This is a genomic window from Aureimonas sp. Leaf427, from assembly GCF_001425485.1.
GTDB lineage: Bacteria > Pseudomonadota > Alphaproteobacteria > Rhizobiales > Rhizobiaceae > Plantimonas.
Map to the genome: position 1 here is coordinate 609,097 of NZ_LMQW01000012.1, position 22,129 is coordinate 631,225.

21 protein-coding genes are annotated in these 22,129 nt (G+C 68.9%); 8 read left to right on the forward strand and 13 right to left on the reverse strand.

Translation table 11 applies throughout. The annotated features are described in order from the left end of the window. Positions 1 to 78: 78 nt before the first annotated feature. From ASG62_RS11055 to betA, 4 genes are all read right to left on the reverse strand, one after another. Positions 79 to 2,238 (reverse strand): malate synthase G, encoded by a 2,160-nt coding sequence (locus ASG62_RS11055; RefSeq protein WP_056689142.1) that lies wholly within the window; start codon positions 2,236 to 2,238, stop codon positions 79 to 81. Between the two features lie 128 nt (positions 2,239 to 2,366). Beyond that, complete coding sequence (locus ASG62_RS11060; protein WP_056689145.1) at positions 2,367 to 2,798, reverse strand: hypothetical protein; 432 nt, start codon at positions 2,796 to 2,798, stop codon at positions 2,367 to 2,369. After that, complete coding sequence (locus ASG62_RS25485; RefSeq protein WP_082536913.1) at positions 2,779 to 3,066, reverse strand: DUF433 domain-containing protein; 288 nt, start codon at positions 3,064 to 3,066, stop codon at positions 2,779 to 2,781. The genes ASG62_RS11060 and ASG62_RS25485 overlap by 20 nt, the downstream gene beginning before the upstream one ends. A gap of 114 nt (positions 3,067 to 3,180) precedes the next feature. After that, the gene (gene betA, locus ASG62_RS11070; RefSeq protein WP_200944635.1) at positions 3,181 to 4,842 is read right to left on the reverse strand and encodes a choline dehydrogenase; all 1,662 of its coding nucleotides are present in this window, start codon (positions 4,840 to 4,842) and stop codon (positions 3,181 to 3,183) included. A 207-nt stretch (positions 4,843 to 5,049) separates the two neighbouring features. Here betA and ASG62_RS11075 point away from each other — a divergent pair, with 207 nt between their 5' ends. Continuing rightward, positions 5,050 to 6,657 (forward strand): bifunctional metallophosphatase/5'-nucleotidase, encoded by a 1,608-nt coding sequence (locus ASG62_RS11075; protein WP_056689149.1) that lies wholly within the window; start codon positions 5,050 to 5,052, stop codon positions 6,655 to 6,657. A gap of 106 nt (positions 6,658 to 6,763) precedes the next feature. On the opposite strand, the gene ASG62_RS11080 is transcribed toward ASG62_RS11075, so the two are convergent. After that, complete coding sequence (locus tag ASG62_RS11080; protein WP_056689152.1) at positions 6,764 to 7,150, reverse strand: winged helix-turn-helix transcriptional regulator; 387 nt, start codon at positions 7,148 to 7,150, stop codon at positions 6,764 to 6,766. Between the two features lie 103 nt (positions 7,151 to 7,253). On the opposite strand from ASG62_RS11080, the gene ASG62_RS11085 reads away from it, so the two are divergent. From ASG62_RS11085 to ASG62_RS11100, 4 genes are all read left to right on the forward strand, one after another. Next, a complete protein-coding gene (locus ASG62_RS11085) occupies positions 7,254 to 8,315 on the forward strand; it encodes an SDR family oxidoreductase (RefSeq protein WP_056689454.1) in 1,062 nt (353 codons plus the stop codon). A gap of 484 nt (positions 8,316 to 8,799) precedes the next feature. After that, positions 8,800 to 10,092 carry a DUF3422 family protein gene (locus ASG62_RS11090; RefSeq protein ID WP_056689154.1) on the forward strand — a complete coding sequence of 431 codons (1,293 nt, stop codon included), beginning with the start codon at positions 8,800 to 8,802 and terminating at the stop codon, positions 10,090 to 10,092. A gap of 225 nt (positions 10,093 to 10,317) precedes the next feature. Continuing rightward, positions 10,318 to 11,172 carry an Hpt domain-containing protein gene (locus ASG62_RS11095; protein WP_162245977.1) on the forward strand — a complete coding sequence of 285 codons (855 nt, stop codon included), beginning with the start codon at positions 10,318 to 10,320 and terminating at the stop codon, positions 11,170 to 11,172. Between the two features lie 82 nt (positions 11,173 to 11,254). After that, positions 11,255 to 11,644, forward strand: coding sequence for a response regulator (locus ASG62_RS11100; protein ID WP_057180381.1), 390 nt, complete (start codon positions 11,255 to 11,257; stop codon positions 11,642 to 11,644). Positions 11,645 to 11,653: 9 nt separating this feature from the next. On the opposite strand, the gene clpS is transcribed toward ASG62_RS11100, so the two are convergent. The 8 genes from clpS to ASG62_RS11140 form a co-directional block, all read right to left on the reverse strand. After that, positions 11,654 to 11,959 carry an ATP-dependent Clp protease adapter ClpS gene (clpS, locus tag ASG62_RS11105; RefSeq protein ID WP_056689158.1) on the reverse strand — a complete coding sequence of 102 codons (306 nt, stop codon included), beginning with the start codon at positions 11,957 to 11,959 and terminating at the stop codon, positions 11,654 to 11,656. A gap of 403 nt (positions 11,960 to 12,362) precedes the next feature. Continuing rightward, positions 12,363 to 12,599, reverse strand: a complete 237-nt coding sequence (locus ASG62_RS27185; protein ID WP_056689161.1) for a hypothetical protein — start codon at positions 12,597 to 12,599, stop codon at positions 12,363 to 12,365. Positions 12,600 to 12,788: 189 nt separating this feature from the next. Continuing rightward, positions 12,789 to 13,352: an NADPH-dependent FMN reductase gene (locus ASG62_RS11115; protein ID WP_056689163.1), complete on the reverse strand. Its 564-nt coding sequence runs from the start codon at positions 13,350 to 13,352 to the stop codon at positions 12,789 to 12,791. Between the two features lie 114 nt (positions 13,353 to 13,466). Further along, positions 13,467 to 13,667 carry a type II toxin-antitoxin system HicA family toxin gene (locus ASG62_RS11120; RefSeq protein WP_056689166.1) on the reverse strand — a complete coding sequence of 67 codons (201 nt, stop codon included), beginning with the start codon at positions 13,665 to 13,667 and terminating at the stop codon, positions 13,467 to 13,469. Then, positions 13,667 to 13,909: a DUF1902 domain-containing protein gene (locus ASG62_RS11125; protein WP_056689169.1), complete on the reverse strand. Its 243-nt coding sequence runs from the start codon at positions 13,907 to 13,909 to the stop codon at positions 13,667 to 13,669. Before ASG62_RS11125 ends, ASG62_RS11120 begins: the two co-directional genes overlap by 1 nt. A gap of 94 nt (positions 13,910 to 14,003) precedes the next feature. Beyond that, positions 14,004 to 14,792, reverse strand: a complete 789-nt coding sequence (locus ASG62_RS11130) for an ATP-binding cassette domain-containing protein (RefSeq protein WP_056689173.1) — start codon at positions 14,790 to 14,792, stop codon at positions 14,004 to 14,006. Beyond that, positions 14,789 to 15,889: an ABC transporter permease gene (locus ASG62_RS11135; protein ID WP_056689177.1), complete on the reverse strand. Its 1,101-nt coding sequence runs from the start codon at positions 15,887 to 15,889 to the stop codon at positions 14,789 to 14,791. Before ASG62_RS11135 ends, ASG62_RS11130 begins: the two co-directional genes overlap by 4 nt. A gap of 158 nt (positions 15,890 to 16,047) precedes the next feature. After that, positions 16,048 to 17,088, reverse strand: a complete 1,041-nt coding sequence (locus ASG62_RS11140) for a sugar ABC transporter substrate-binding protein (protein ID WP_413814199.1) — start codon at positions 17,086 to 17,088, stop codon at positions 16,048 to 16,050. 398 nt (positions 17,089 to 17,486) lie between these two features. Between ASG62_RS11140 and ASG62_RS11145 the strand changes: the two genes are divergently transcribed. The 3 genes from ASG62_RS11145 (at position 17,487) to ASG62_RS11155 (ending at position 22,086) form a co-directional block, all read left to right on the forward strand. Next, the gene (locus ASG62_RS11145) at positions 17,487 to 18,719 is read left to right on the forward strand and encodes an ROK family transcriptional regulator (RefSeq protein ID WP_056689180.1); all 1,233 of its coding nucleotides are present in this window, start codon (positions 17,487 to 17,489) and stop codon (positions 18,717 to 18,719) included. A 671-nt stretch (positions 18,720 to 19,390) separates the two neighbouring features. Then, positions 19,391 to 20,794 carry a VOC family protein gene (locus tag ASG62_RS11150; RefSeq protein WP_056689457.1) on the forward strand — a complete coding sequence of 468 codons (1,404 nt, stop codon included), beginning with the start codon at positions 19,391 to 19,393 and terminating at the stop codon, positions 20,792 to 20,794. Continuing rightward, positions 20,794 to 22,086 (forward strand): NAD(P)/FAD-dependent oxidoreductase, encoded by a 1,293-nt coding sequence (locus ASG62_RS11155; protein ID WP_056689184.1) that lies wholly within the window; start codon positions 20,794 to 20,796, stop codon positions 22,084 to 22,086. The genes ASG62_RS11150 and ASG62_RS11155 overlap by 1 nt, the downstream gene beginning before the upstream one ends. Positions 22,087 to 22,129: the final 43 nt, after the last annotated feature.

A 22,129-nucleotide genomic window follows, 5' to 3' on the forward strand; every position in this document is an offset into this window, starting at 1 on the left:
AGGGCCCCGCCGCGCCACGATGGCCGATCGGGACCGGCCGGCCGTCTTTCAGGAGCCGAGCTCGGGCGTCGCAGCGGCTCAGCCGGCGGCCTTGCGCTCCAGGCGGCGGCGATGGAGCACGGGCTCGGTGTAGCCGGAGGGCTGGACGCGGCCCTCGAAGACGAGGTCGCAGGCCGCCTTGAAGGCGATGGAGCGGTCGAAATCGGGCGCCATCGGCCGGTAGTTCGCATCGCCCGCATTCTGCTGGTCGACCTTGGCGGCCATGGCCTTCATCGCCTCCATCACCTCCTCGGCGGAAACGACGCCGTGATGCAGCCAGTTGGCGAGGTGCTGGGAGGAGATGCGGCAGGTCGCGCGATCCTCCATCAGGCCGACATCTTCGATATCGGGCACGGTGGAGCAGCCGACGCCCTGATCGATCCAGCGCACGACGTAGCCGAGAATCCCTTGCGCATTGTTCTGGATTTCCGAGCGGACCTCCTCCTCGCTCCAGTTCGCGCCGTGCGCGACCGGGATGGCGAGGAGATCGTCCAGCGTGCCGCGCGCGCCGCCGGCCGCGATCTCGTCCTGCCGGGCGAGGACGTCGACGAAGTGGTAATGCGTCGCATGGAGCGTGGCGGCGGTCGGGCTCGGCACCCAGGCGCAGTTGGCGCCCGCCATGGGATGGGCGATCTTCTGCTCCAGCATGGCGTGCATCTTGGCGGGCATGGCCCACATGCCCTTGCCGATCTGCGCGCGCCCCTTCAGGCCGCAGGCGAGGCCGATATCGACATTGCGGTCCTCGTAGGCCTTGATCCAGCTCGTGCCCTTCATGGCGCCCTTTCGCACCATGGGGCCGGCCTCCATCGACGTGTGCATCTCGTCGCCCGTGCGGTCGAGGAAGCCGGTGTTGATGAAGAAGACGCGCGATTTCGCCGCGCGGATGCACTCGGCGAGATTGGCCGAGGTGCGGCGCTCCTCGTCCATGATGCCCATCTTCACCGTGTTCTCGGGCAGGCCGAGCGCCGCCTCGACGCGGGTGAAGATCTCGGCGGAGAAGGCGACCTCCTCCGGCCCGTGCATCTTCGGCTTCACGACATAGACCGAGCCGGTCCGCGAGTTGCGCAGGCCCGACGTCTTCTTCAGATCGTGGATCGCGATGGCGACCGTCATCATGGCGTCCATGATGCCCTCCGGCACGTCCGAGCCGTCGGCCAGCCGGATCGCGGGATTGGTCATGAGATGACCGACATTGCGCACCAGGAGCAGCGAGCGCCCGGGCAGCGTCAGGGTAGAGCCGTCCGGCGCGGTGTAGTCGCGGTCGGGGTTCAGGCGCCGCGTGACGGTCCGGCCGCCCTTCTCGAACCGGTCCTCCAGATCGCCCTTCATCAGGCCGAGCCAGTTGCGGTAGACGGCGGTCTTGTCGCTCGCATCGACGGCGGCGATCGAATCCTCGCAGTCGCAGATGGTCGAGATCGCCGATTCCATCACCATGTCGGCGACATGGGCGGGATCTCCAGAGCCGATGCGGTTGGCGGCGTCGATCAGGATCTCGACATGCAGGCCGTTGTGCCGGACGAGGATCGCCTCCGGCGCGCTCGCCGGGCCGCGATAGCCGGCGAAGGCGGCGGGGCTCGTCAGGAAGGCGGGGCCGGCGGGGCCGGTCGCGACCAGCGCGCCGTTCTCGACGGCATAGGTCGTGACGGCCGCGTGGCTCGCATCGGTCAGCGGCGCGATCTCGTCGAGGAAGCCCTTGGCGAAGGTGACGACGCGGGCGCCGCGCTCGGGATCGTAGCCGCCGCCGGCCGCCGCCTCGCCCAGCGCGTCGGTTCCGTAGAGCGCATCGTAGAGCGAGGCCCAGCGGGCATTGGCCGCGTTCAACGTGTAGCGCGCGTTCATCAGCGGCACGACGAGCTGCGGGCCGGGGATCAGCGCGATCTCGGGATCGACATTGGCCGTTTCCACGGAGAAGGGCGCGCCCTCCGGCACGAGATAGCCGATCTCCTTCAGGAAGGCGGCGTATTCGGCGGGATCGATCTCCTGGCCGCGGCGGGCGATGTGCCAGTCGTCGATCGCCGACTGCAGCGCATCGCGAACCTCCAGGAGCCTGCGGTTCTTCGGAGCGAGATCCTCGACGATCCCGGCAAAGCCCGCCCAGAAGGCCTCGGCCTCCACCCCTGTGCCCGGCAGCGCCTCCTCGTCGACGAAGCGCTTCAGTTCGGAGGAAACGGTCAGGCCGTGGACGGTGATGGCGGACATGTCTCGATCTTTCCCAGGCATCGTTTGTTGCAATGGCAATCGGCGATGGTTCGACGGGAGTCAATCATTCCCGCGCCGCCGGCTAACGATACGGCATGCGGGACGTCGCGTTTTTCGGCTGCGGCGGTTCAGCGGTCGTTGGGCCGCCCCTTTCCCGAGCGGCCGAAACCGAAGACGGGCGATATGCCGGGCTCCGCACCGGACGGGGCGCCCGGTCGCCGGAGGCTTCGCTCGCCTTTCCAACCGACCGTCACCACGATCGGCGGATCGAAACCGGCGAGTTCGTCGAGGACCTGCTTCACCGCGATGGCGTTCGCCCGCAGCAGGGTCAGGTTGTTCGTCGGCAGGACGATCAGCGACAAGGACCGTCCCGCGAGTTCGTTCTGGAACTCGAGGTTCGCGTCCGATGTCAGGAGAACGTCGAAGGCGGCTTCGACCAATCTCAGCAACTCGCCGTTCTGCTTGCCCTTCCAGCCTTCCTTCTCCACGAAGGAGACCTCGTGATCGACCAGCACGCGCCCCAGCTGGCGCGGCATGTTCTCATCGAGAAAGACGCGCACGCGGCACTTCCGGCGGGTCCGCGTCGGTGCTCGCGGCATGGGGCACGCAGGGCGCGCTTTCGATGATCAGCCGCCCGGCCTCGATGATCGCGGCTCGAAGATCATCGCGGTCGAGCGTGGGAAAGTCGTCGGCGATCTCGTCGAGCGAATAGCCGCCGGCGAGGTTCTCGAACAGGATCTCGGCCTGGACGCGGGTTCCGCGGAAGGTCGGCCGGCCCCCGAGGACACCTTCCTGGCGCACGACCACGGGTCTCGCGTCGCTTCTCATCGCTCGCACTCCTTGCCGAGTTCGACGAGAGACTATGCCCGCAGCCGAACGCGGGCAATGCCCGCGCCGGATCGCCCGGAGAGGCGACAGGCCGCCATCCGGCTGGGCGGGCGCCTACCTCTGCTTCGTGCGCCAATCCGGGTTGATCCAGGGCGCCGACGTCTCCGCCGGAAGGCGCGTGCCCAGGATATGGTCGGCGGCCTTTTCGCCGACCATGATCGAGGGGCCGTTCAGGTTGCCGTTGGTCACGCGCGGGAAGATCGAGCTGTCGGCGACGCGAAGGCCCTCAATGCCGATGACGCGGCAGTCGGGATCGACCACGGCGCCGGGATCGTCGGCCGAGCCCATGCGGCAGGCGCCGCTCGGGTGGTAGGCGCTCTCGGCGTGGTCGCGGACGAAGGCGTCGATCTCCTCGTCGCTCTGGACATCGGCGCCCGGCTGGATCTCCCGCCCGCGATAGGGCGCGAAGGCGCCCTGGGCGAAGATCTCGCGGGTGAGGTGCACGGCGGTCCGGAACTCGCGCCAGTCGTCGGGATGGCTCATGTAGTTGAAGCGGATGGAGGGCTTGTCGGAGGGATCGTCGCTCGTCACGCGGATCTGCCCGCGCGACTTTGAGCGCATCGGCCCGACATGGGCCTGGAAGCCGTGGCCCTTCACCGCCGAGGTCCCGTCGTAGCGCACCGCGGCTGGGATGAAGTGGTACTGGATGTCGGGATATTCGATGCCCGCGGCCGAGCGCACGAAGGCGCAGGCCTCGAAATGGTTGGTCGCGCCGTGGCCGGTGTGGAGGAGCATCCACTCCATCCCGACGCGCCCCTTGGCGAAGAGGTTGAGATAGCCGTTCAGCGTGATCGGCTGCGTGCATTCCTGCTGGATGTAGACCTCCAGATGGTCCTGCAGATTGCGGCCGACGCCGGGGCGGGCGAGCCTGGTGGCGATGCCGGCCTCCTTCAGCTCGGCGGGATCGCCGATCCCCGAGCGCAGGAGGAGGAGCGGCGAGTTGATGGCGCCGGCGGCCAGCACGACCTCGCGCCGGGCCCGCACGAGGCCTTTCAGGCGACGCGCCCGCTTCAGCGTCACGCCGGCCGCGCGGTCGCCCTCGAAGACGATCTTCACCGCCTCGCCGCCGACGAGCCGGCAGTTCGGGCGGCGCAGCGCGGGGCGAAGATAGGCATTGGCGGTGGACCAGCGCCGGCCGCGCCAGATCGTCTGCTGCATCGGGCTGAAACCCTCCTGCGCGCCGGCATTGTAGTCGTCCGTCACGGGATAGCCGGCCTCGCGGCCCGCCTCGATGAAGGTCTTGTAGAGCGGGTTCAGCATGGCCCCGCGCTTGACGTTGAGCGGGCCGTCCGTGCCGCGCCAGGCGGGATCGCCGCCCTCCATCGCCTCCAGGCGCTTGAAGTAGGGCAGCACGTCCGCATAGGCCCAGCCGGCGGCGCCGGCCTCGCTCCAATGGTCGAAGTCGCGGGCGTGGCCGCGCACATAGACCATGCCGTTGATCGAGGAGGAGCCGCCCAGCACCTTGCCGCGCGGCGTGGCGAGACGGCGGTTGCCGAGCGCGGGCTCGGGCTCGGCGCGATAGCCCCAGTCGTAGCGCTTCATGTTCATGGGAAAGGACAGCGCGCCCGGCATCTGGATGAAGGGCCCGGCATCCGTGCCGCCCGCCTCGATCACGATCACCTCGTAGCGGCCGTTCTCCGACAGGCGATAGGCGAGCGCGGCGCCCGCCGAGCCGGAGCCGACGACGACATAGTCGGCCTCGTCCAGAACCTGCATGGTCGCGCCTCTTCCGTTGCGCCGCAAAGGCGGGAGCCTCCCTTTTGGCAAGGCGGGCGGGCAGCGCCCGTCCTCGGCGCGACGACGCCATGTCGGAATCCGGCCAAGCCCTTGCCCGGTTGCCAGCACCCGGCGACCTCGGCCAAACTCGGGCCGACCGATCCCCGAGAGCCCTCCCCCCGGCAGGGCCAAGCGCCGAGGTCCGCCATGCACCCTGCCCTTCGCCGCCTTGCCGCCTCGCTCGGCTTCCTCGCCGCCTCGACCGGGCTCGCCTCGGCCGAGTACCGGCTGACGATCCTCCACACGAACGACGTCCATTCGCGCCTCGAGCCGATCAACAAGACTGATTCCACCTGCGGCGAGAAGGACCTCGCGGCCAAGGCCTGCTTCGGCGGCGCGGCGCGTCTGGCCGCCGCCGTTGCCGAGGCGCGGGCGTCGGCGGCGAACACGCTGCTCGTCGATGCCGGCGACCAGTTCCAGGGCTCGCTCTTCTACACGTTCTACAAGGGGCGCGAGGTCGCCGAGCTGATGGGGCGCCTCGGCTACGAGGCGATGGCGGTGGGCAACCACGAGTTCGACGACGGCGTGCCCGTGCTCGAACGCTTCGCCGAGGCCGTGCCCTTTCCCGTGCTGATGGCCAATGCCGATCTCACGCGCGAGCCGAAGCTCCGAGCGCTCATCGAGCGGACGACCGTCATCGAGAAGGGCGGCGAGCGCATCGGACTGATCGGCCTGACGCCGGAGGCCAACGGCACGCTGACGCAGGCGGGCCGCACGATCGCCTTCGAGGCCCCCATCGAGCCGGTGCGCGAGGCGGTGAAGGCACTGACGGCTGACGGCGTGACCAAGATCGTTCTCCTCAGCCATTCCGGCTATGCCGAGGACCAGCGGATCGCGGCGGCCGTGGACGGGATCGACGTCATCGTCGGCGGCCATTCGCACACGCTCCTCGCCAACACGCTGCCGGGCGCCTCCGGTCCCTACCCGACGCTCGTCGCCTCGCCCGACGGCAGCGCGGTGCGCATCGTGCAGGCCGGCTCCTACGGCAAGTATCTCGGGCGCCTCGACGTCACCTTCGACGATGCCGGCCGCGTGACGGAGGCGACCGGCGAGCCCCGTCTGCTCGATGCCGCCGTGCCGGAGGACGAAGGCGTCAAGGCGCGGGTCGCCGAGCTGGCCGGGCCGCTGGAGGCGCTGAAGACGAAGGTGGTCGCGCAGGCCGCGTCCGTCATCGACGGGGCGCGGGAGAGCTGCCGGGTGCGCGAATGCGCCATGGGCGATCTCGTCGCCGACGCGATGCTGGCGCGCGTCAGCGACCAGGGCGTCGAGATCGCCATCACCAATGGCGGCGGCCTTCGCGCCTCGATCGACGCGGGCCCCGTGACGATGGGCGAGGTGCTGACCGTCCTGCCCTTCCAGAACACGCTCTCCACCTTCGAGCTCTCCGGGGCCGACGTGATCGCGGCTCTGGAAAACGGCGTGTCGGAGGTCGAGGAGGGCGGCGGGCGCTTCCCGCAGGTGGCGGGCATCGAGGTGGACTGGTCGCCGGCCGGCACGAAAGGCCGCGACCGCATCCGCGCGGTGCGCCTGCTGAAGGACGGCAAGGCGACGCCGCTCGATCCGGCGGCCACCTATCTCGTCGTCTCCAACAACTTCATGCGCGGCGGCGGGGACGGCTATGCGGTCTTCGCGGAGAAGGGGCAGAACGCCTACGATTACGGGCCGACGCTCGACGCCGTCCTCGTCGACCATCTCGTCGCGTCGGGCTCGGCCTTCGTGCCTTCGACGGACGGGCGGATCAGGCAGGTGGACTAAAGTTTGTCAGGGATAGTTGGGTACCGGTTATCCCGAAAAGACAAACGACAACACGAAAATCGAGAGTCCGTCTGGTTCTGGATGAACCTGACGGACTCTCGAACGCTCACGCCCCCTGCCGCCGGGAGGTCGGGCGCGGCACGAGGCGGTCGAGCGCGTCGGCATTGTCGCGGCCCCAGCCGTAGAGAAGCTCCACCGGCTCCACGAAGCGCTCGCCGAGCGGCGTCAGCCGGTATTCGACGGCGGGCGGAATGGTGCCCTCGACATGGCGGCTGACGAGGCCGCTGCGCTCCATGTCGCGCAGCGTCTGCGTCAGCATCTTCTTGGAAATGCCGGGCAGGCTGCGCTGGAGCACGCCGGCCCGGGCCGCGCCCGCATGGCGGGCATGGAGCGTGTGGAGGATCATGCTCGTCCATTTGGTGGCGAAGAGATCCATGATGCGGCGGGGCGCGCAGTCCTCGCGCCAGTCCTCGTCCGGTGTGCCCGCCTGCATGCCTGGATACCTCCCGGTGCCTATGTCCCCTTTTGGTGCCGTCTGGCAGGGATAGGCAAGCCTGCCTAAGTCCCGAGCCTTGCAAACACAAAGGTTTATGGACATGGCAGGATCGGCACTCGTGGTCGGAGCGAGCGGCATCGTGGGGAGCGCGACGGCCGCCCTTCTGGTGGAGGAGGGCTGGACCGTGCACGGGCTCGCGCGCCGTCCGGTCGAGCAGGCGGGCGTCGGCCCCCTCGTCGCCGACCTGCAGGACGCCGCCGGCACGAAGGCGGCGCTGAAGGACGCCCGCTTCGACGCGGTCTTCATCACGACCTGGCTGCGGCAGGACACGGAGGCGGAGAACATCCGCGTCAATTCCGCGATGGTGCGCAACCTTCTCGATGGGCTCGCCGCGGGCGGGGCTCCGCGCCATGTCGCGCTCGTCACCGGCCTCAAGCACTATCTCGGGCCCTTCGAGGCCTATGGAAAAGGCAAGCTGCCGCAGACGCCCTTCCGCGAGAGCCAGGGCCGGCTGGACGTCGCGAACTTCTACTACACGCAGGAGGACGAGCTCTTCGCCGCCGCCCGGCGCGACGGCTTCGCCTGGAGCGTCCACCGCCCGCATACGGTGATCGGCAAGGCCGTGGGCAATGCCATGAACATGGGCACGACGCTCGCCGTCTACGCCACGCTCTGCCGCGAGACCGGCCGGCCCTTCCGCTTTCCCGGCTCGGCCGCGCAGTGGAACGGGCTGACCGACATGACCGAGGCGCGCCAGCTCGCAAGGCAGCTCCTCTGGGCGGCGACCACGCCGGCGGCGGCGAACGAGGACTTCAACATCGTGAACGGCGACGTCTTCCGCTGGAGCTGGATGTGGGAGCGCATCGCCGAATGGTTCGGCCTCGAAGCCGCTCCGTTCGACGGCACGGTCCTGACGCTGGAGGAGCAGATGAAGGACGACGCGCCGGTCTGGCGCCGCATCGCCGAGCGAGAGGGGCTGAAGGAGGCCGATCTCTCCCGCCTCGCCTCGCCCTGGCACACCGACGCCGATCTCGGCCGGCCGATCGAGGTGATGACCGACATGAGCAAGAGCCGCCGCCTCGGCTTCACGGCCTACCGGGCGACGGACGACGCCTTCTTCGATCTCTTCGCCGAGCTGCGGGCGGACCAGCTGATCCCCTGACGGGATCGGCGGCGGACGGCAGCCGGGATCCGAGCCGGCCGTTCGCCGCCCTTGGCGCTCGCACCCTTGCGACCGCGAATCGGCGGGGCGATTCTCGCAAAGGAGACTCGCCCCCGACACGGCCTATCGCTTCGACCGGAGAGAGACCGGACCGTCGTCGGCCTGTCCTCCATCACGGCGCGGCGGCGCACCTCGCCCGAAGCTTTCGCGGCCGTCGCGGTTTTCCCGTGTTCCGGCCTTCGACCGACGTTCCGGCATTGACGGGCTCGGCCCCTCGGCTCACATGGCCGGCGCAATGCGCTGAAGAGCCCGGACCGAAATTCGGCGGCTGAGGATCGGTGAGTGATTCTCGTGCCTCGCAAGGAGACGATCGCAGCCGATATCCCTCGATATCGGTCGGATCTTCGACGAAGCGAGGCGCGAAAAGCGCCACCGGGCCCACCCGTCCGAGCTTCGGTTCGGGCTCCAGGACCTGGAGCCGACGATGAGACTGCCCGAAGACCATCCCGGCCGCCGCCTTCTGAACGACGAGATCCATGCGCGCCCGCCGGAGGCGCTGACCGCGCCGCTGCGCCTCTCGTTTCTGGCGCTGCACGGGCAGCCCGGCGCACCGTCGCGCCAGTTCGAGCATGTCGCCGATCTCGCCCGCCGCTTCGGCGTCGCGCCGCCGGCGCCGGGCGTCAATCATTTCAGCTGCGATCTCGGCCCCTTGCGGGTGAAGTGGGAAAACCACACCGAGTTCGCGCGCTACAAGTTCATCGTCGAGGGCGAGGACGGGGGTGCGGACGGCGCCTTCGAGCGCCCGGCCATTTCCGAAGTGCCGAGGGACTGGCTGGACAGCCTGACCGGCACGACGATCGTCGCCGCCAATGTGGCGCTGGTGCGCGACACCGGCGAGCCGATCGACGCAGAGGCGATCTCGGCGCGGCATTTCGGCGGCAACGTCCTGACGGGCGGGCGCATTTCCGGCGGGGCGGCGACGGCCTTCACCGACTTTCGCATCCATGCCGACGGGTTCAGCCGCTTCTACGTGGCGGACCAGGGCCTGACGCCCCGACAGGCCGGCCGCACGCTGCAGCGGCTTCTGGAGATCGACACCTATCGGATGATGGCGCTGCTCGCCCTTCCCGCCGCGCGCGAGCTCGGCGCCGCGCTCGGCCATGCCGAGACGGAGCTGGCGCGCATCGCCCATTCGCTGGCGCAAGGGCAGCGCGAGACGGAGGCCGATCTCCTGGAGGCGCTGACGCAGCTGGAGGCCGAGATCGAGAGCCGCTATGCCGGAAAGCTCTTCCGCTTCGCCGCCTCCGCCGCCTATTACGCGCTGGTGCGCCGACGCATCTCGGAGCTGCGCGAGGAGCGCATTCCCGGCATCCAGACCATCGAGGAATTCCTGGAGCGCCGCCTGACGCCGGCCATGAGCACCTGCGAGGCCGTGACGACGCGGCAGGAGGCGCTGGCGGGCCGCGTCTCGCGCGTCTCACAGCTGCTCGCGACCCGCGTCGAGGTCGTTCGCGAAGGGCAGAGCCAGGCGCTCCTCGCCTCCATGGACCGGCGCGCCAAGCTCCAGCTTCGTCTGCAGGAAACGGTCGAGGGCCTCTCGGTCGCCGCCGTCACCTATTACGTCGTCGGGCTCGTCGGCTACGGCGCGGAAGGGCTGAAGTCGCTCGGCCTCCACGTCGATTCCGGCCTCCTCAAGGGCATGAGCATCCCCGTCGTCGCGCTCCTCATGTGGCTCGGCGTCCGGCGCGTCCGGCGCTCGGTCGAGGAAGCGGAATAGGGGATCTCGGCGCTCCGCCTCCCGGCAGGACCGCCGATTTCTGGTCGGCAACCTTCACGCAAACTCAATCCATTACGGGTTGAGTGTTAGCGACCTTGCAAGCAGGGCGCCGGGCGATCGGGGGATCGCTACCGGGCGTCGGCCGCAAGGGGCATGTGGGGTCCCGCCGCCGAAGCAGCAGAGCGGGGTTCGAGGCGGGCAGGCGCGGAACGGCGCCAGGAGAGCATGACGTCCATGGATGCGATGACCGAAATCCGCCTGACCTTCTTCGAGGAGTGCGACGAGCAGCTCGTCGAACTCGACCGCGGGCTCGCCCATCTGGCGGCCGGAACGGGCGAGGACACGATCGGCATCGTCTATCGCGCCGTCCATTCGATCAAGGGCGGCTCGGCCTCCTTCGATCTCCACGAGCTCTCGCGCTTCGCCAAGATGTTCGAGGGCGTGCTCGGCAAGATCCGGGCCGAACGCCTCGCGCCGACCGAGGAGACCCACGCGCTTCTGGCGCGGGCGCGGGCCGTGCTCGGCCATCTCGTCGAGGTCGCCCGCTCGCGCGACGCCGTCTTCTTCGAGCTTCGCGATCTCGTGCCCGGCGCCGAAGGCGAGACGCCGATGCCGGAAGCCGCCGCAGCCGACGAGGAGCCCGCCGGCGGCGAGGTTCTCGACCTCAGCGAATTCGGCTTCACGCCCGTCTCCGTCGATTTCAGCGACGTGGATCTCGGGCCCCGCGACTACAAAATCGTCTTCCGTCCCCGGGCCGAGCTCTATGCCAACGCCAACGAGAGCGCGCGGCTGATCCGCGAGGTCCTGTCGCTCGGCGAAGGTTTCGTCGCGCTGGACACGAGCGAGGTGCCGCTTCTCTCCGCCCTCGATCCCGAGGGCGCCTGCCTCACCTGGACGATCACGCTCTCCTCGACCAGAGACGAAAGCTCGATCCGCGAGATCTTCGACTTCGCCGAGTTCGACTGCGATCTCGAGATCACCTGCCTCGACGCCGAGGCGCCGTCGGACAACGGCGATCCGATGGCGGGGCTCGACCCCGACGTCGCCGCGCTCTTCGCCCGCCTCCAGGCCTCGGCGTGACGGCGCGCGCGCCCCACGACCCCATCTCCCAGTGCCGCCCCCATACGGGCGGGACCGACCTTGATCGAAAAGCGAGGACCCCATGGCACTGAAATCGGCCCTTAAAGTCCTCGTCGTCGACGACCAGCGCACGAGCCGCATGCTGATCCGCGACGCGCTCGACCAGATCGGCATCACGCAGGTGAGCTTCGCGGTGGACGGCGAGGAGGCGCTGAAGATGATGATGGCCTCCCCCGCCAACTTCATCATCTCCGACTTCAACATGCCCAAGCTCGACGGCCTGCAGCTCCTGAAGGCCATCCGCTCCTACGCGCCGACCAAGAAGACGCCCTTCGTCATCCTGACGGGGCGCGGCGACAAGGAGCTCGTGCAGAAGGCGGCCGCCCTCGGCGTCAACAACTTCCTCGTCAAGCCCGTGGCCGTGCCCGTGCTTCAGAAGACGATCGAAGCCGTTCTTGGCAAGCTGCAGTAAGCGTTTAAGCTATTCCTCGGGCTCGGTCGTGAAGGTCAGGGGATAGCCCTTGGCGCGGCCGGCCTCGGTGGCGCGCGTCGCCTTGGTCTCGGCGACATCCTGCGGATAGACCGAGACGACGCAGGACCCTTTCTGGTGCGCCGTGATCATCACCCGGTTCGCCTGGTCCTCCCCCAGGCGGAACTCGCCCTTCAGGATCGTCACCACGAACTGCCGGGGCGTGTAGTCGTCGTTGACGAGGATGACCTTGTGCAGCTTCGGCCGCTCCACCTTCGGTTTAGTGCTTAACCGAGGTCGAAGGAGGATGTCGCTCATGGCGGATGTCCGTGGAACGATGGGCGGCGATCACCCGGTGGCCCGCACCTTCGAAAGGGGTCTTCGAAACCACACTGTCCGGAATCGGGATCGGCGAGGAGCCGCGGTCGGCCGTCGACGGGTTCAGACGCTACGCGCCGGACCGGATCGGACGCCATCGCAATGGCTTGCACGTCAATATGGCGGCGGTGTGGAGGGGGAAGGCTTCCGGCAGCGTGTCACGACCCCGATGGGGCATGGGTGGGCACCGTTAACGTGCCCCACCTGGTGTCTTCGAGGCACTGCCGACGCTCCCTACGTCGGCGGCCTAGAAGCCGGAAACCATGAGAATTTCTAACGAGACGCAGGCGGGAGTGCAAGCGAATTTATCGCTCGTTCGAAATCGTACGGAAAAGAGCCCCGTTTAGTTGACCGGCGCAGGGTTTGCGGGGGCGACCGGGGCCGCAGGCTCCGCCGGATTGGCGATCGGCGCGGGGGCCGACGTCGCGGCGGGCTGCGTCACGGCGCGGCCGGCCGGACCCTCCACGGTGCGATCCGCGAAGAAGGCGACGCCAACCGCGCCGACCAGAATGAGACCGCCGATGACGAAGGCAAGAACCTTGCGGTTTCCGGCGCGGCGCGGGATCGGGGTCTCAGACATCTCGGCATCTCCTGGCGTGACATATGGCGGCTCGGGTCTGATACGAGCGGCCTTGGCAAGGGACCGCTGGTATACCGCGTCGACCGACGCGGCGGCGGCTTATGCCGCCATCTCGCCCCGACCATCGACATGTCGATGGTCGGGGCTACTGATGCAAGGCAGAACCCGGGCAGCCTTGCGGGGGTTCCCTCAGCCGCGCAGCGGCTTGAGAGCGGTGGTCCACTTGGCGAGTTCCGCGATCATCAGCTTGGCGGAGCTCGTGTGGTGCTCGTCGGCGGTGAAGCCGGCCTCGCCGAGATGGGCGAAGAAGTTCGGGATGAACACGCCCTCGGGGATCGGCATGGCCTTCAGCGTCGTGACGAGGGGCTTGGCCGCCTGGACCGCGCGAGAGCCGCCGGACATGCCGGCATAGGAGACGAAGCCGACGGGCTTGTAGTGCCATTCCTTGTGCAGGTAATCGACCGCGTTGATGAAACTGGCCGGCGGCAGGTAGTTGTATTCCGGCATGACGAAGACGATCGCATCGGCCGCCTTCACGAGCGCGCTCCAGCGCTTGGTGTGCTCCTTGGTGTAGAGCCCCTTCGCCGGATGCTCGGGCTCGTCCAGAAGCGGCAGGCCGATCTCGGCGAGATCCACCGGTACCACCTCGAACGTGCCCTCCGCGCTCGCGAACTTGACGAACCAGTCGGCGATCAGCGGTCCCTTGCGGCCGGGGCGCGTGGAGGTGGTGACGACGGTGAGATTGAGCGCCATGGCGAGTTCCTTGTCTGCTGCGGTGTCTGCTGCGGTGCGGGAGAGATAGGCGCGGGCGCGGGCGATGGAACACCGCGACGGGAGACGCGCCGTTCATGGAGCGGAGACAGCGCGTCAGAACGCCTTCTTCAGGCCTGCCTGCTTCAGGATCGCATTGGCAGTGTGCCGGCTGGCGATGCCGACGGGAACGGCGAAGCTCGTGCCGCCGGCCGGACTCGTCCAGATTTCGTGACTGCCCTTTCCCTGCCGGATCATGCGGCAGCCAGCCGCCTGCAACAGGTCGCGCAGATCGCGGTCGAAGGTGCGCGGCGCCATCAGGCGGCCGCGGCCTCGATATCCATGCCACGAAGGGCGGTGATCTGGAAAAAGACGGAGGCGGGATCGAGATCGGGATGGTTGTCGCCGAGGAGATCGGCCGTCATCGCGGCGATGCGCTCCAGAACGCCATCGAGCGTCGGCGCTTCCGCCGCAGCCGGAATCGCATCGCAGATGCCGACCCAGACCTCGGCCTCCTCGTCCCATGTCGCCCCGATGGTGAAGATCGTCGGTCGGGTCACGTCCGCACCTCCCTGGCGTCATGAAAAAGGGCGGCGCCGGAGCACCGCCCTTCGATCCTACGACGAGGGGAAGAAGCGTTAAAGCCCCGACCGCTCAGGCCGCCATCATCGAGGCTTCCGGCGCCTTGGCACCCGTCATCAGGGCGACGGCGTCGGACATGGTGGCGCCCTTCGGGTCGATGACGCAGAGGCGGCGGCCGAGGCGGTGGATGTGGATGCGGTCGGCGATCTCGAAGACATGGGGCATGTTGTGCGAGATGAGAACGATCGGCAGGCCGCGCGAGCGAACTTCGAGGATGAGGTCGAGCACGCGGCGCGATTCCTTGACGCCGAGCGCCGCCGTCGGCTCGTCGAGAATGAGCACCTTGGAGCCGAAGGCCGCCGCGCGCGCCACCGCCACGCCCTGGCGCTGGCCGCCGGACAGGGTCTCGACCGGCTGGTCGATGTTCTGGATCGTCATCAGGCCGAGTTCGGAGAGCTTGTCGCGGGCGATCTTGCGCATCTTCGGCTTGTCCAGCATCCGCAGATACTGGCCGAGAAAGCCCTCGCGGCGCATCTCGCGGCCGAGAAACATATTGTCGGCGATCGAGAGGGCGGGCGAGAGCGCGAGCTGCTGGTAGACCGTCTCGATGCCGGCGTCCCGGGCGCCTTGCGGGTTGGTGAAGGTGATGGGCTGGCCGTCCAGGCGGATCTCGCCGCTGTCGGGGATCACCGCGCCGGAGACCGCCTTGATCAGCGTCGACTTGCCGGCGCCGTTGTCGCCGATGACGGCGAGGATCTCGCCGGCCCGGAGGTCGAAGTCGGCATTGTCGATGGCGACGACCTTGCCGTACTTCTTGACGAGGCCGCGGGCGGAGAGGACGAGCTGCGGGTTCGCGTTCATGCCGAAACCTTTCTGATCCACTGGTCGGCCGCGACGGCGAGGATGATCAGCGCGCCGACGGTGAGCTGCGTCCATTGCGGGTCGGTGCCCCAGATGCGCAGGCCCATGGCGAAGACGCCGACGATGAGCGCGCCGATCAGCGTGCCGAAGACCGAGCCGCGCCCGCCGAAGAGCGAGGTCCCGCCGATGACGACGGCGGTGATCGACTGGATGTTGGCCTCGGCGCCGGACGTCGGCGAGATCGAGCCGATGCGCCCGATCAGCGCCCAGCCGGCAAGGCCGCAGATGAGGCCGGAGACCGCATAGACCGAGACCAGCGTCTTGGAGGCCGAGATGCCGGAGAGGCGCGCGGCGTCCTGGTCGTCGCCGATCGCATAGACGTGGCGGCCCCAGGCGGTGTTGTTCAGGATGTAGAAGAAGACGAGGACGAGCAGCACCATGAAGACGGCGCCGTAGCTGAAGGTCGCCCCGGCGATCTTGAACGTCGTGCCGAGCAGCTGGAGAAGCGGCGCCTCGGTCGCCACGGCCTGGGCGCGGATCGTCTCGTTCGCCGAATAGATGAAGTTCACCGAGAGGAAGATGAACCAGGTGCCGAGCGTCACGATGAAGGGCGGCAGCTTCAGCCGGGCGACGAGGAGACCGTTGATGAAGCCGCAGACCGTGCCGACCGCGACGCCGCAGGCGAGCGCCAGCGGGGCGGGCAGGCCGAGATTGACCGCGAACTGGCCCATGACCACGGAGGAGAGGACCATGATCGCGCCGACCGAGAGGTCGATGCCGGCGGTGAGGATGATGAGCGTCTGCGCGACGCCGATGATGCCGACGATCGTCACCTGCTGAAGGATGAAGTTCAGCGTCTGCAGGCTGAAGAAGCGCTCGCCCGTGAGCCCGCCGAAGATGGCGATGCTGAGGATGAGCACCAGGACCGGAACCATGGTCGGGAAGGCATGGAGGAAATGCTGGAGCCGGCCGAGAACCCCGAGCTTGGCTTCGTCGAACTCGGCGACCTTGGTCTCGCGCGCGATGGCGGCCTCGAAACCGCTCGGCGTGCTTCTGGTCGGTTTGACGTCTTTCGGCGTCGCGGCTCTCTCGCTCATGGCGCGTCTCCTCCTCGTTGTCCACGGGTCGCTGTCTCGGCGCGGCCTCTCGAAGGGCCGCTGCCGGCATCGGGCCGACCGCCCCGGTCTGGCCGGACCGGGAGAAAGGGTCGAGCAGAAGGCGGCGCGGGCTCGAACCCGCGCCGCCTTCGCGGGGATCAGCCCCAGCAGGCCTTGGCCGCATCGGCGGCGGTCATGGACTTCTCGCCGTCCACCGGCTTGTCCGTCACGAGGTCGACGCCCGTGTCGGTGAACTGGAGGCCGGAGGTCTTCTCGGGCTTCTTGCCGCTATCGGCGAAGGCCTTGACCGCCTCGACGCCGAGCGCGGCCATCTTCAGCGGATACTGCATGGAGGTCGCGCCGATCACGCCGTCCTTGACGTTGGCGACGCCGGGGCAGCCGCCGTCGATGGAGACGAGGAGAACGTCCTTCTCCATGCCGGCGGCCTTCAGCGCCTCGTAGGCGCCGGCGGCGGCCGGCTCGTTGATCGTGTAGACGACGTTGATGCCGGGCTCCTTCTGGAGAAGGTTCTCCATCGCGGTGCGCCCGCCCTCCTCGTTGCCGTTGGTGATGTCGTGGCCGGCGATGCGCGCATCGTCCTCGTCGCCGATCACGTTGGCATCCTTGGCGTCGATGCCGAAGCCGGTCATGAAGCCCTGGTCGCGCATGACGTCGACGGAGGGCTGCGAGGGCGTGAGGTCGAGAAACGCGATCTTGGCGTCCTTGGCCTTGTCGCCCATCGAGGACTTGGCCCAGCGGCCGATCAGCTCGCCGGCGGTGAAGTTGTTGGTGGCGAAGGTCGCGTCGGCCGAATCGATCGGCTCCAGCGCCGTGTCGAGCGCGATGACCAGAATGCCGGCATCGCGCGCCTGCTGCACGGAGGGCACGATGGCCTTCGTGTCGGAAGCGGTGATGAGGATGCCCTTGGCGCCGCCGGCGATGCAGCTCTCGATGGCCGCGACCTGGCTCTCGGTGTCGCCGTCGATCTTGCCGGCATAGGTCTGGAGCTTGACGCCGATCTCGGTCGCCTTGGCTTGCGCGCCTTCCTTCATCTTGACGAAGAAGGGGTTCGTGTCGGTCTTGGTGATGAGGCAGACGAGCGGCGCGTCCTGTGCGGCGGCAGGAGCTGCGGAAGCGATGAAGCCGGCCGTGATGGCAAGCGCGGTCGTGGCCCAAAGGGTGCGAAACGTCACGGTGATCCTCCCGATCGATGTGGCCGGCCGCACGCGGCGCCCCGGCAGAAACAGTCCCGCCCAGCCTCCTCGGGGCGAACGGTTCATCATAGAAGCTTCACGATCGGGCCAATGTCAATATAAATAAATCACTTGGATTTAAATATTGACGATCGCCCGTTTTCGCGGCTCTGTCCCGAGTGGGAAGCCGTTCGGCCGATCGTCGCTCCGACTCGCCCGGCCTGTCGATGGACGGCATCGGAGGACGCGCCGGGACGGGACAGGCGGGCAGGACCCGTCGGCACGAGGATGCACCGCCTCGGCGCGGGGGACAAGCTCAGACCGGCTTGGCTCAGCCGGCTCTGGATTTTCGAGCCGGAAGCGGTTCCACTGCGCATGGGGCGGGGACGAGGGAGACGAGATCGATGGACCCAGCTTTGACGCAAGGCGAGGCGACGAGAGCGACGATCGCCGACGGCCGGATGCGGGGCTCCAACCAGTCCGGCCTTCGCGCCCACAACGAGCGCGCCGTGCTCTCGCTGATCCGGCGCCACGGAGTCATGGCGAAGGCCGACATCGCGCGCCGCACGGGCCTCTCGCCCCAGACGGCGTCGGTGATCATGCGCGCGCTGGAGGGCGAGGGCCTCGTCCTGCGCGACGAGCCGCGCCGCGGGCGCGTCGGCCAACCCTCGATTCCGATGCGGCTGAACCCCGGCGGCGCCTTCGCGCTCGGCCTCAAGATCGGCCGGCGCTCGGCCGACCTCGTGCTGATGGACTTCGTCGGCGCGATCCGCTCGCACCGGCGCATCACCTATCCCTATCCGCGCCTCGGCCAGGTGCTCGACTTCGCCCGGCAGTCGGCCCGCGAGATCGAGGGCGCGATGAGCGGCGAGGAGAAGGGCCGGCTCTGCGGCCTCGGCGTCGCCATGCCCGACGAGATCTGGAACTGGGGCGAGGAGATCGGCGCGCCGCCCGGCGTCATGTCGGAATGGCAGGCGGCCGACGTCATGGAGGAGATCGCGGCCGTCACCGGGCACGCGGTCCACCGCGCCAACGACGCGACGGCGGCCTGCGCGGCCGAGAACGTCTTCGGCTCCACGGGCTGTCTCGACTATGTCTACGTCTTCGTCGGCGCCTTCGTCGGCGGCGGCATCGTGATCGACGGCGATCTCGTGACGGGGCGCACGGGCAATGCCGGCGCGCTCGGCTCCATGCCGGTTCCCAAGCCCGGCGGGGGCACGGACCAGCTCATCAACTCCGCCTCCATCCACGTCCTCGAGAAGATGGCGCGCGAGGAGGACGGGCGCGACATTTCGGCGATCTGGCTGCGCGAATCGGCCTGGGACGAGCTCGGCCCCGTGCTCGACCGGTGGATCGAGACCGCCGCGTCCGGCCTTGCCCATGCCACCGTCGCGGCCGCCTCGATCTACGATTTCGAGGCGGCGGTCATCGACGGAAGCTTCCCCGACAGTGTGCGCACGCGGCTCGTCGCGGCGACGGCGGCGGCGCTGAAGACCCTGCGCGTCGAGGGCCTGACGCCGCCGATCGTGCGGGCCGGCACGATCGGCGCCTCCGCCCGCGAGATCGGCTCGGCGAGCCTGCCCTTCTTCGCGAGGTTCCTGCTCGACCACCGGGTCCTCTACACCGAATCGGCCTGATCCTCGGACGTCAAGCGTCTAGAGGCTGTTATGGACCGTGGACAGGTGTTGTGTCGTGTCAGCGACGATCAGACCGGTAGGAGGTAGAACAGGCAAGACTATCCGTCTTGTCTGTTCTACGGACACCCCGGATGGCGTCTCTCACACGACCCGGAGGGCCGCTTGTGTTGGGCCGCGGATGTGTGTTGCCCTCTTTGCCGGTAGCCCCGCTACCGGCTGCATCGGGCTCCTACCCCGCGACCCAACACAAGCGGCACAACACCTGTCCAAGGTTCATAACAGCCTNCGGTGGGAAGGCTTGGCGTCATCGCGAAACCCCGGCGGAACACGGTGACCATCCTAGAGGCTGTTATGGGCCTTGGACAGGTGTTGTGTCGTGTCAGCGACGTTCAGACCGGTAGGAGGTATGTGTGTCGCCCTCTTTGCCGGTAGCCCCGCTACCGGCTGCATCGGGCTCCTACCCCGCGACCCAACACAAGCGGCACAACACCTGTCCAAGGTTCATAACAGCCTCTAGGTCATTCCCCCGAGGAATGACCCTCCGCACAAAGATCGCTTGGCAAGGCGCGGGCACGGGAGGAAAATGGCGGCGGAACGGGCCGGATCGCCGCTGCGGCGCCGAGCCCGACGAAACCGCCTCCCGCCCGCCCCTTTTGCCGGAGTTCGAGCCGATGTCCGAGACCGCCTTCGTCTCCACAGACGAGACACGCCGCCTCTTCTCCGCCGCCATGTCCGAGATGTACCGCACGGAGGTGCCGCAATACGGCACGCTGATGCAGCTCGTCGGCGAGGTGAACCGGCGCACGCTCGCCGCCGATCCCGCGCTCGCCGAGCGCCTTTCGCGCGGCGGCGAGATCGAGCGCCTCTCCGACGAGCGGCACGGCGCGATCCGCCTCGGCACGGCGGAGGAGCTTGCCACCATCGCCCGGCTCTTCGCCGTCATGGGCATGGAGCCGGTCGGCTATTACGATCTCTCCGTCGCCGGCATTCCCGTCCACTCCACCGCCTTCCGGCCCGTCTCGGATGCGGCCCTCTCGGTCAATCCGTTCCGCGTCTTCACCTCGCTCCTGCGTCTCGACCTGCTCGACGACGCGGGCTTGCGCGACGAGGCCGCCGCGATCCTCGCCCGCCGCCGCATCTTCACCGACGGGGCGCTGGCGCTGATCGAGCGGTTCGAGACGGCGGGCGGGCTGACGGAAGGCGAAGCCAGGACCTTCGTCGCGGAGGCGCTGGAGACCTTCCGTTGGCATTCGGACGCCACCGTCGACGAGGAAACCTATCGGCGGCTTTCCAAGGCCCACCGGCTGGTCGCCGACGTCGTCTCCTTCAAGGGCCCGCACATCAACCACCTGACGCCGCGCACGCTCGACATCGAGGCGGTGCAGCAGGGCATGCCGGCCCACGGCATCGCGCCGAAGGCCGTGATCGAGGGACCGCCGGAGCGCGACTGCCCGATCCTCCTGCGCCAGACGAGCTTCAAGGCTCTGGAAGAGCCCGTCCGCTTCGCCGGCGACGGGGCGCGGACGGGCACGCACACGGCCCGCTTCGGCGAGATCGAGCAGCGCGGCGCGGCGCTGACCCCGAAGGGTCGGGCGCTCTACGACGAGCTTCTCTCCGACGTGCGAGGCGCGGCTACAGTCGGCGCGTCCGGGACCGGGGCCGGCGACTACGACGCGGCCCTGCGCGAGCGCTTCCGCCGATTCCCCGACGACTGGGCGACGATGCGCCGGGAGGGCCTCGCCTTCTTCCGCTATGCACCGACGACGGCGGGCCTCGACGCGGCCGCGGCGGGGCGGGCCTCCGCCGATCTCGGCGCGCTCGTCGCCGCCGGCCATGCCAGCGCCGATCCGATCGTCTACGAGGATTTCCTCCCCGTCTCGGCCGCCGGCATCTTCCAGTCGAACCTTGGAACCGACGCGCAGTCGAATGCCGGCTCCAGCGGAAACCGGGGCGCCTTCGAGGCGGCGCTCGGGCGCGGCGTGCTCGACGAGACCGCGCTCTATGCGCAAGCCGAGGCGCGCTCGATCGACGCCTTGCGGCAGGCGCTCGCCGCCGCCCGCACCCGCGCCGCCTGATGCTCGGCGATCCCCGCTCGCACGGGCTCTGGGAGCGCACGGCGCCGCCCGCGCCGCCGACGCGCCCGCTCGAGCGCGAGATCGCGGCGGACGTCGCCGTGGTCGGCGGCGGCTATACCGGCTGTTCGGCCGCGCTGCATCTGGCCGAGGGCGGGGCGAGAGTCGCGGTTCTGGAGGCGGAGGAGATCGGCTTCGGCGGCTCCGGGCGCAATGTCGGCCTCGTCAATGCCGGGCTCTGGGTCATGCCGGACGACGTGCCGCGCCTTCTCGGCGAGGTGCATGGCGAGCGGCTGCTGACGCTGCTCGGCGCCGCGCCCCGCGCCGTGTTCGACCTCGTGGAGCGCCACGGCATCGCCTGCGAGCCGGAGACGGCCGGAACGCTGCATCTCGCCGTCGGCCCCGCCGGCGCCGCCGAGATCGCCGCGCGCGCGGCCGAGTGGCAGAGGCGGGGCGCCGATGTCGAGTTGATCGATGCGGCCGAGACGGCCGGGCGCACCGGCTCTTCACTCTATGCGGGCGCGCTTCTCGACCGCCGCGCCGGCACGATCCAGCCGCTCGCCTATGTCCGCGGGCTCGCCGGCGCGGCGATCGCGGCCGGCGCCTCGATCTTCACGAAAAGCCCCGTCACGGCCTATGCCCGGGACGGCGCGGGCTGGCGCGTCGAGACGCCGTCGGGCAGCGTTCGCGCCCGGTGGATCGTCGTCGCCACCAATGCCTACACGTCGAACGGCGCGAACGCGCCCTGGTCGGCGATCCGCGAGGAGATCGTGCATCTCCCCTATTTCAACATCGCGACGAAGCCCCTCTCCTCCAATCTCGCGCGCGCCATCCTGCCGGAGCGGCAGGGCTGCTGGGACACGAAGACGATCCTCTCCTCCTTCCGCCTCGACCGCGCGGGGCGGCTGGTGATCGGCAGCGTCGGCGCCCTGCGCGGGTCGGGTGCTTCGGTGCATCGCAGCTGGGCGCGGCGCAGTCTTGCCCGCGTCTTCCCGCAGCTCGGCGAGATCGAGTTCGAGGCGGAGTGGTACGGAAAGATCGGCATGACGGCGGATGCCGTGCCGCGCTTCCATCGCCTCGCCGAGAACGTCGTCTCCTTCAGCGGCTACAATGGGCGCGGCATCGCGCCCGGCACGGTCTTCGGCGCGGTGCTCGCCCGGCACATTCTCGGGCAGATGCCGGAGGAGGCGCTGCCGCTGCCCGTCACCGAGCCCGCCGCGCAGAGCTTTCGCGGGCTTCGCGAGGCCTGGTACGAGGCCGGCGCGCAGATCGCCCATCTTTCCTCGCGCGTCTGATATCAACAGCCGAGGATGCTGACGCATCCGGCTGTCGAAAACA

Excerpts from the sequence above, each read along its gene's own strand:
- ASG62_RS11135 (WP_056689177.1), bottom strand. The coding sequence starts at position 15,889 with ATGAGCGAGAGAGCCGCGACGCCGAAAGACGTCAAACCGACCAGAAGC.
- ASG62_RS11120 (WP_056689166.1), bottom strand. The coding sequence starts at position 13,667 with ATGGCGCCGCGCACCTTCGACCGCGATCTGCGCGACCTGTTGCAGGCG.
- ASG62_RS11075 (WP_056689149.1), top strand. The coding sequence starts at position 5,050 with ATGCACCCTGCCCTTCGCCGCCTTGCCGCCTCGCTCGGCTTCCTCGCC.
- ASG62_RS11145 (WP_056689180.1), top strand. The coding sequence starts at position 17,487 with ATGGACCCAGCTTTGACGCAAGGCGAGGCGACGAGAGCGACGATCGCC.
- ASG62_RS25485 (WP_082536913.1), bottom strand. The coding sequence starts at position 3,066 with ATGAGAAGCGACGCGAGACCCGTGGTCGTGCGCCAGGAAGGTGTCCTC.
- ASG62_RS11100 (WP_057180381.1), top strand. The coding sequence starts at position 11,255 with ATGGCACTGAAATCGGCCCTTAAAGTCCTCGTCGTCGACGACCAGCGC.
- ASG62_RS11155 (WP_056689184.1), top strand. The coding sequence starts at position 20,794 with ATGCTCGGCGATCCCCGCTCGCACGGGCTCTGGGAGCGCACGGCGCCG.
- ASG62_RS11095 (WP_162245977.1), top strand. The coding sequence starts at position 10,318 with ATGACGTCCATGGATGCGATGACCGAAATCCGCCTGACCTTCTTCGAG.
- ASG62_RS11055 (WP_056689142.1), bottom strand. The coding sequence starts at position 2,238 with ATGTCCGCCATCACCGTCCACGGCCTGACCGTTTCCTCCGAACTGAAG.
- betA (WP_200944635.1), bottom strand. The coding sequence starts at position 4,842 with ATGCAGGTTCTGGACGAGGCCGACTATGTCGTCGTCGGCTCCGGCTCG.
- ASG62_RS11085 (WP_056689454.1), top strand. The coding sequence starts at position 7,254 with ATGGCAGGATCGGCACTCGTGGTCGGAGCGAGCGGCATCGTGGGGAGC.
- ASG62_RS11150 (WP_056689457.1), top strand. The coding sequence starts at position 19,391 with ATGTCCGAGACCGCCTTCGTCTCCACAGACGAGACACGCCGCCTCTTC.
- ASG62_RS11090 (WP_056689154.1), top strand. The coding sequence starts at position 8,800 with ATGAGACTGCCCGAAGACCATCCCGGCCGCCGCCTTCTGAACGACGAG.
- clpS (WP_056689158.1), bottom strand. The coding sequence starts at position 11,959 with ATGAGCGACATCCTCCTTCGACCTCGGTTAAGCACTAAACCGAAGGTG.
- ASG62_RS27185 (WP_056689161.1), bottom strand. The coding sequence starts at position 12,599 with ATGTCTGAGACCCCGATCCCGCGCCGCGCCGGAAACCGCAAGGTTCTT.
- ASG62_RS11115 (WP_056689163.1), bottom strand. The coding sequence starts at position 13,352 with ATGGCGCTCAATCTCACCGTCGTCACCACCTCCACGCGCCCCGGCCGC.
- ASG62_RS11130 (WP_056689173.1), bottom strand. The coding sequence starts at position 14,792 with ATGAACGCGAACCCGCAGCTCGTCCTCTCCGCCCGCGGCCTCGTCAAG.
- ASG62_RS11080 (WP_056689152.1), bottom strand. The coding sequence starts at position 7,150 with ATGCAGGCGGGCACACCGGACGAGGACTGGCGCGAGGACTGCGCGCCC.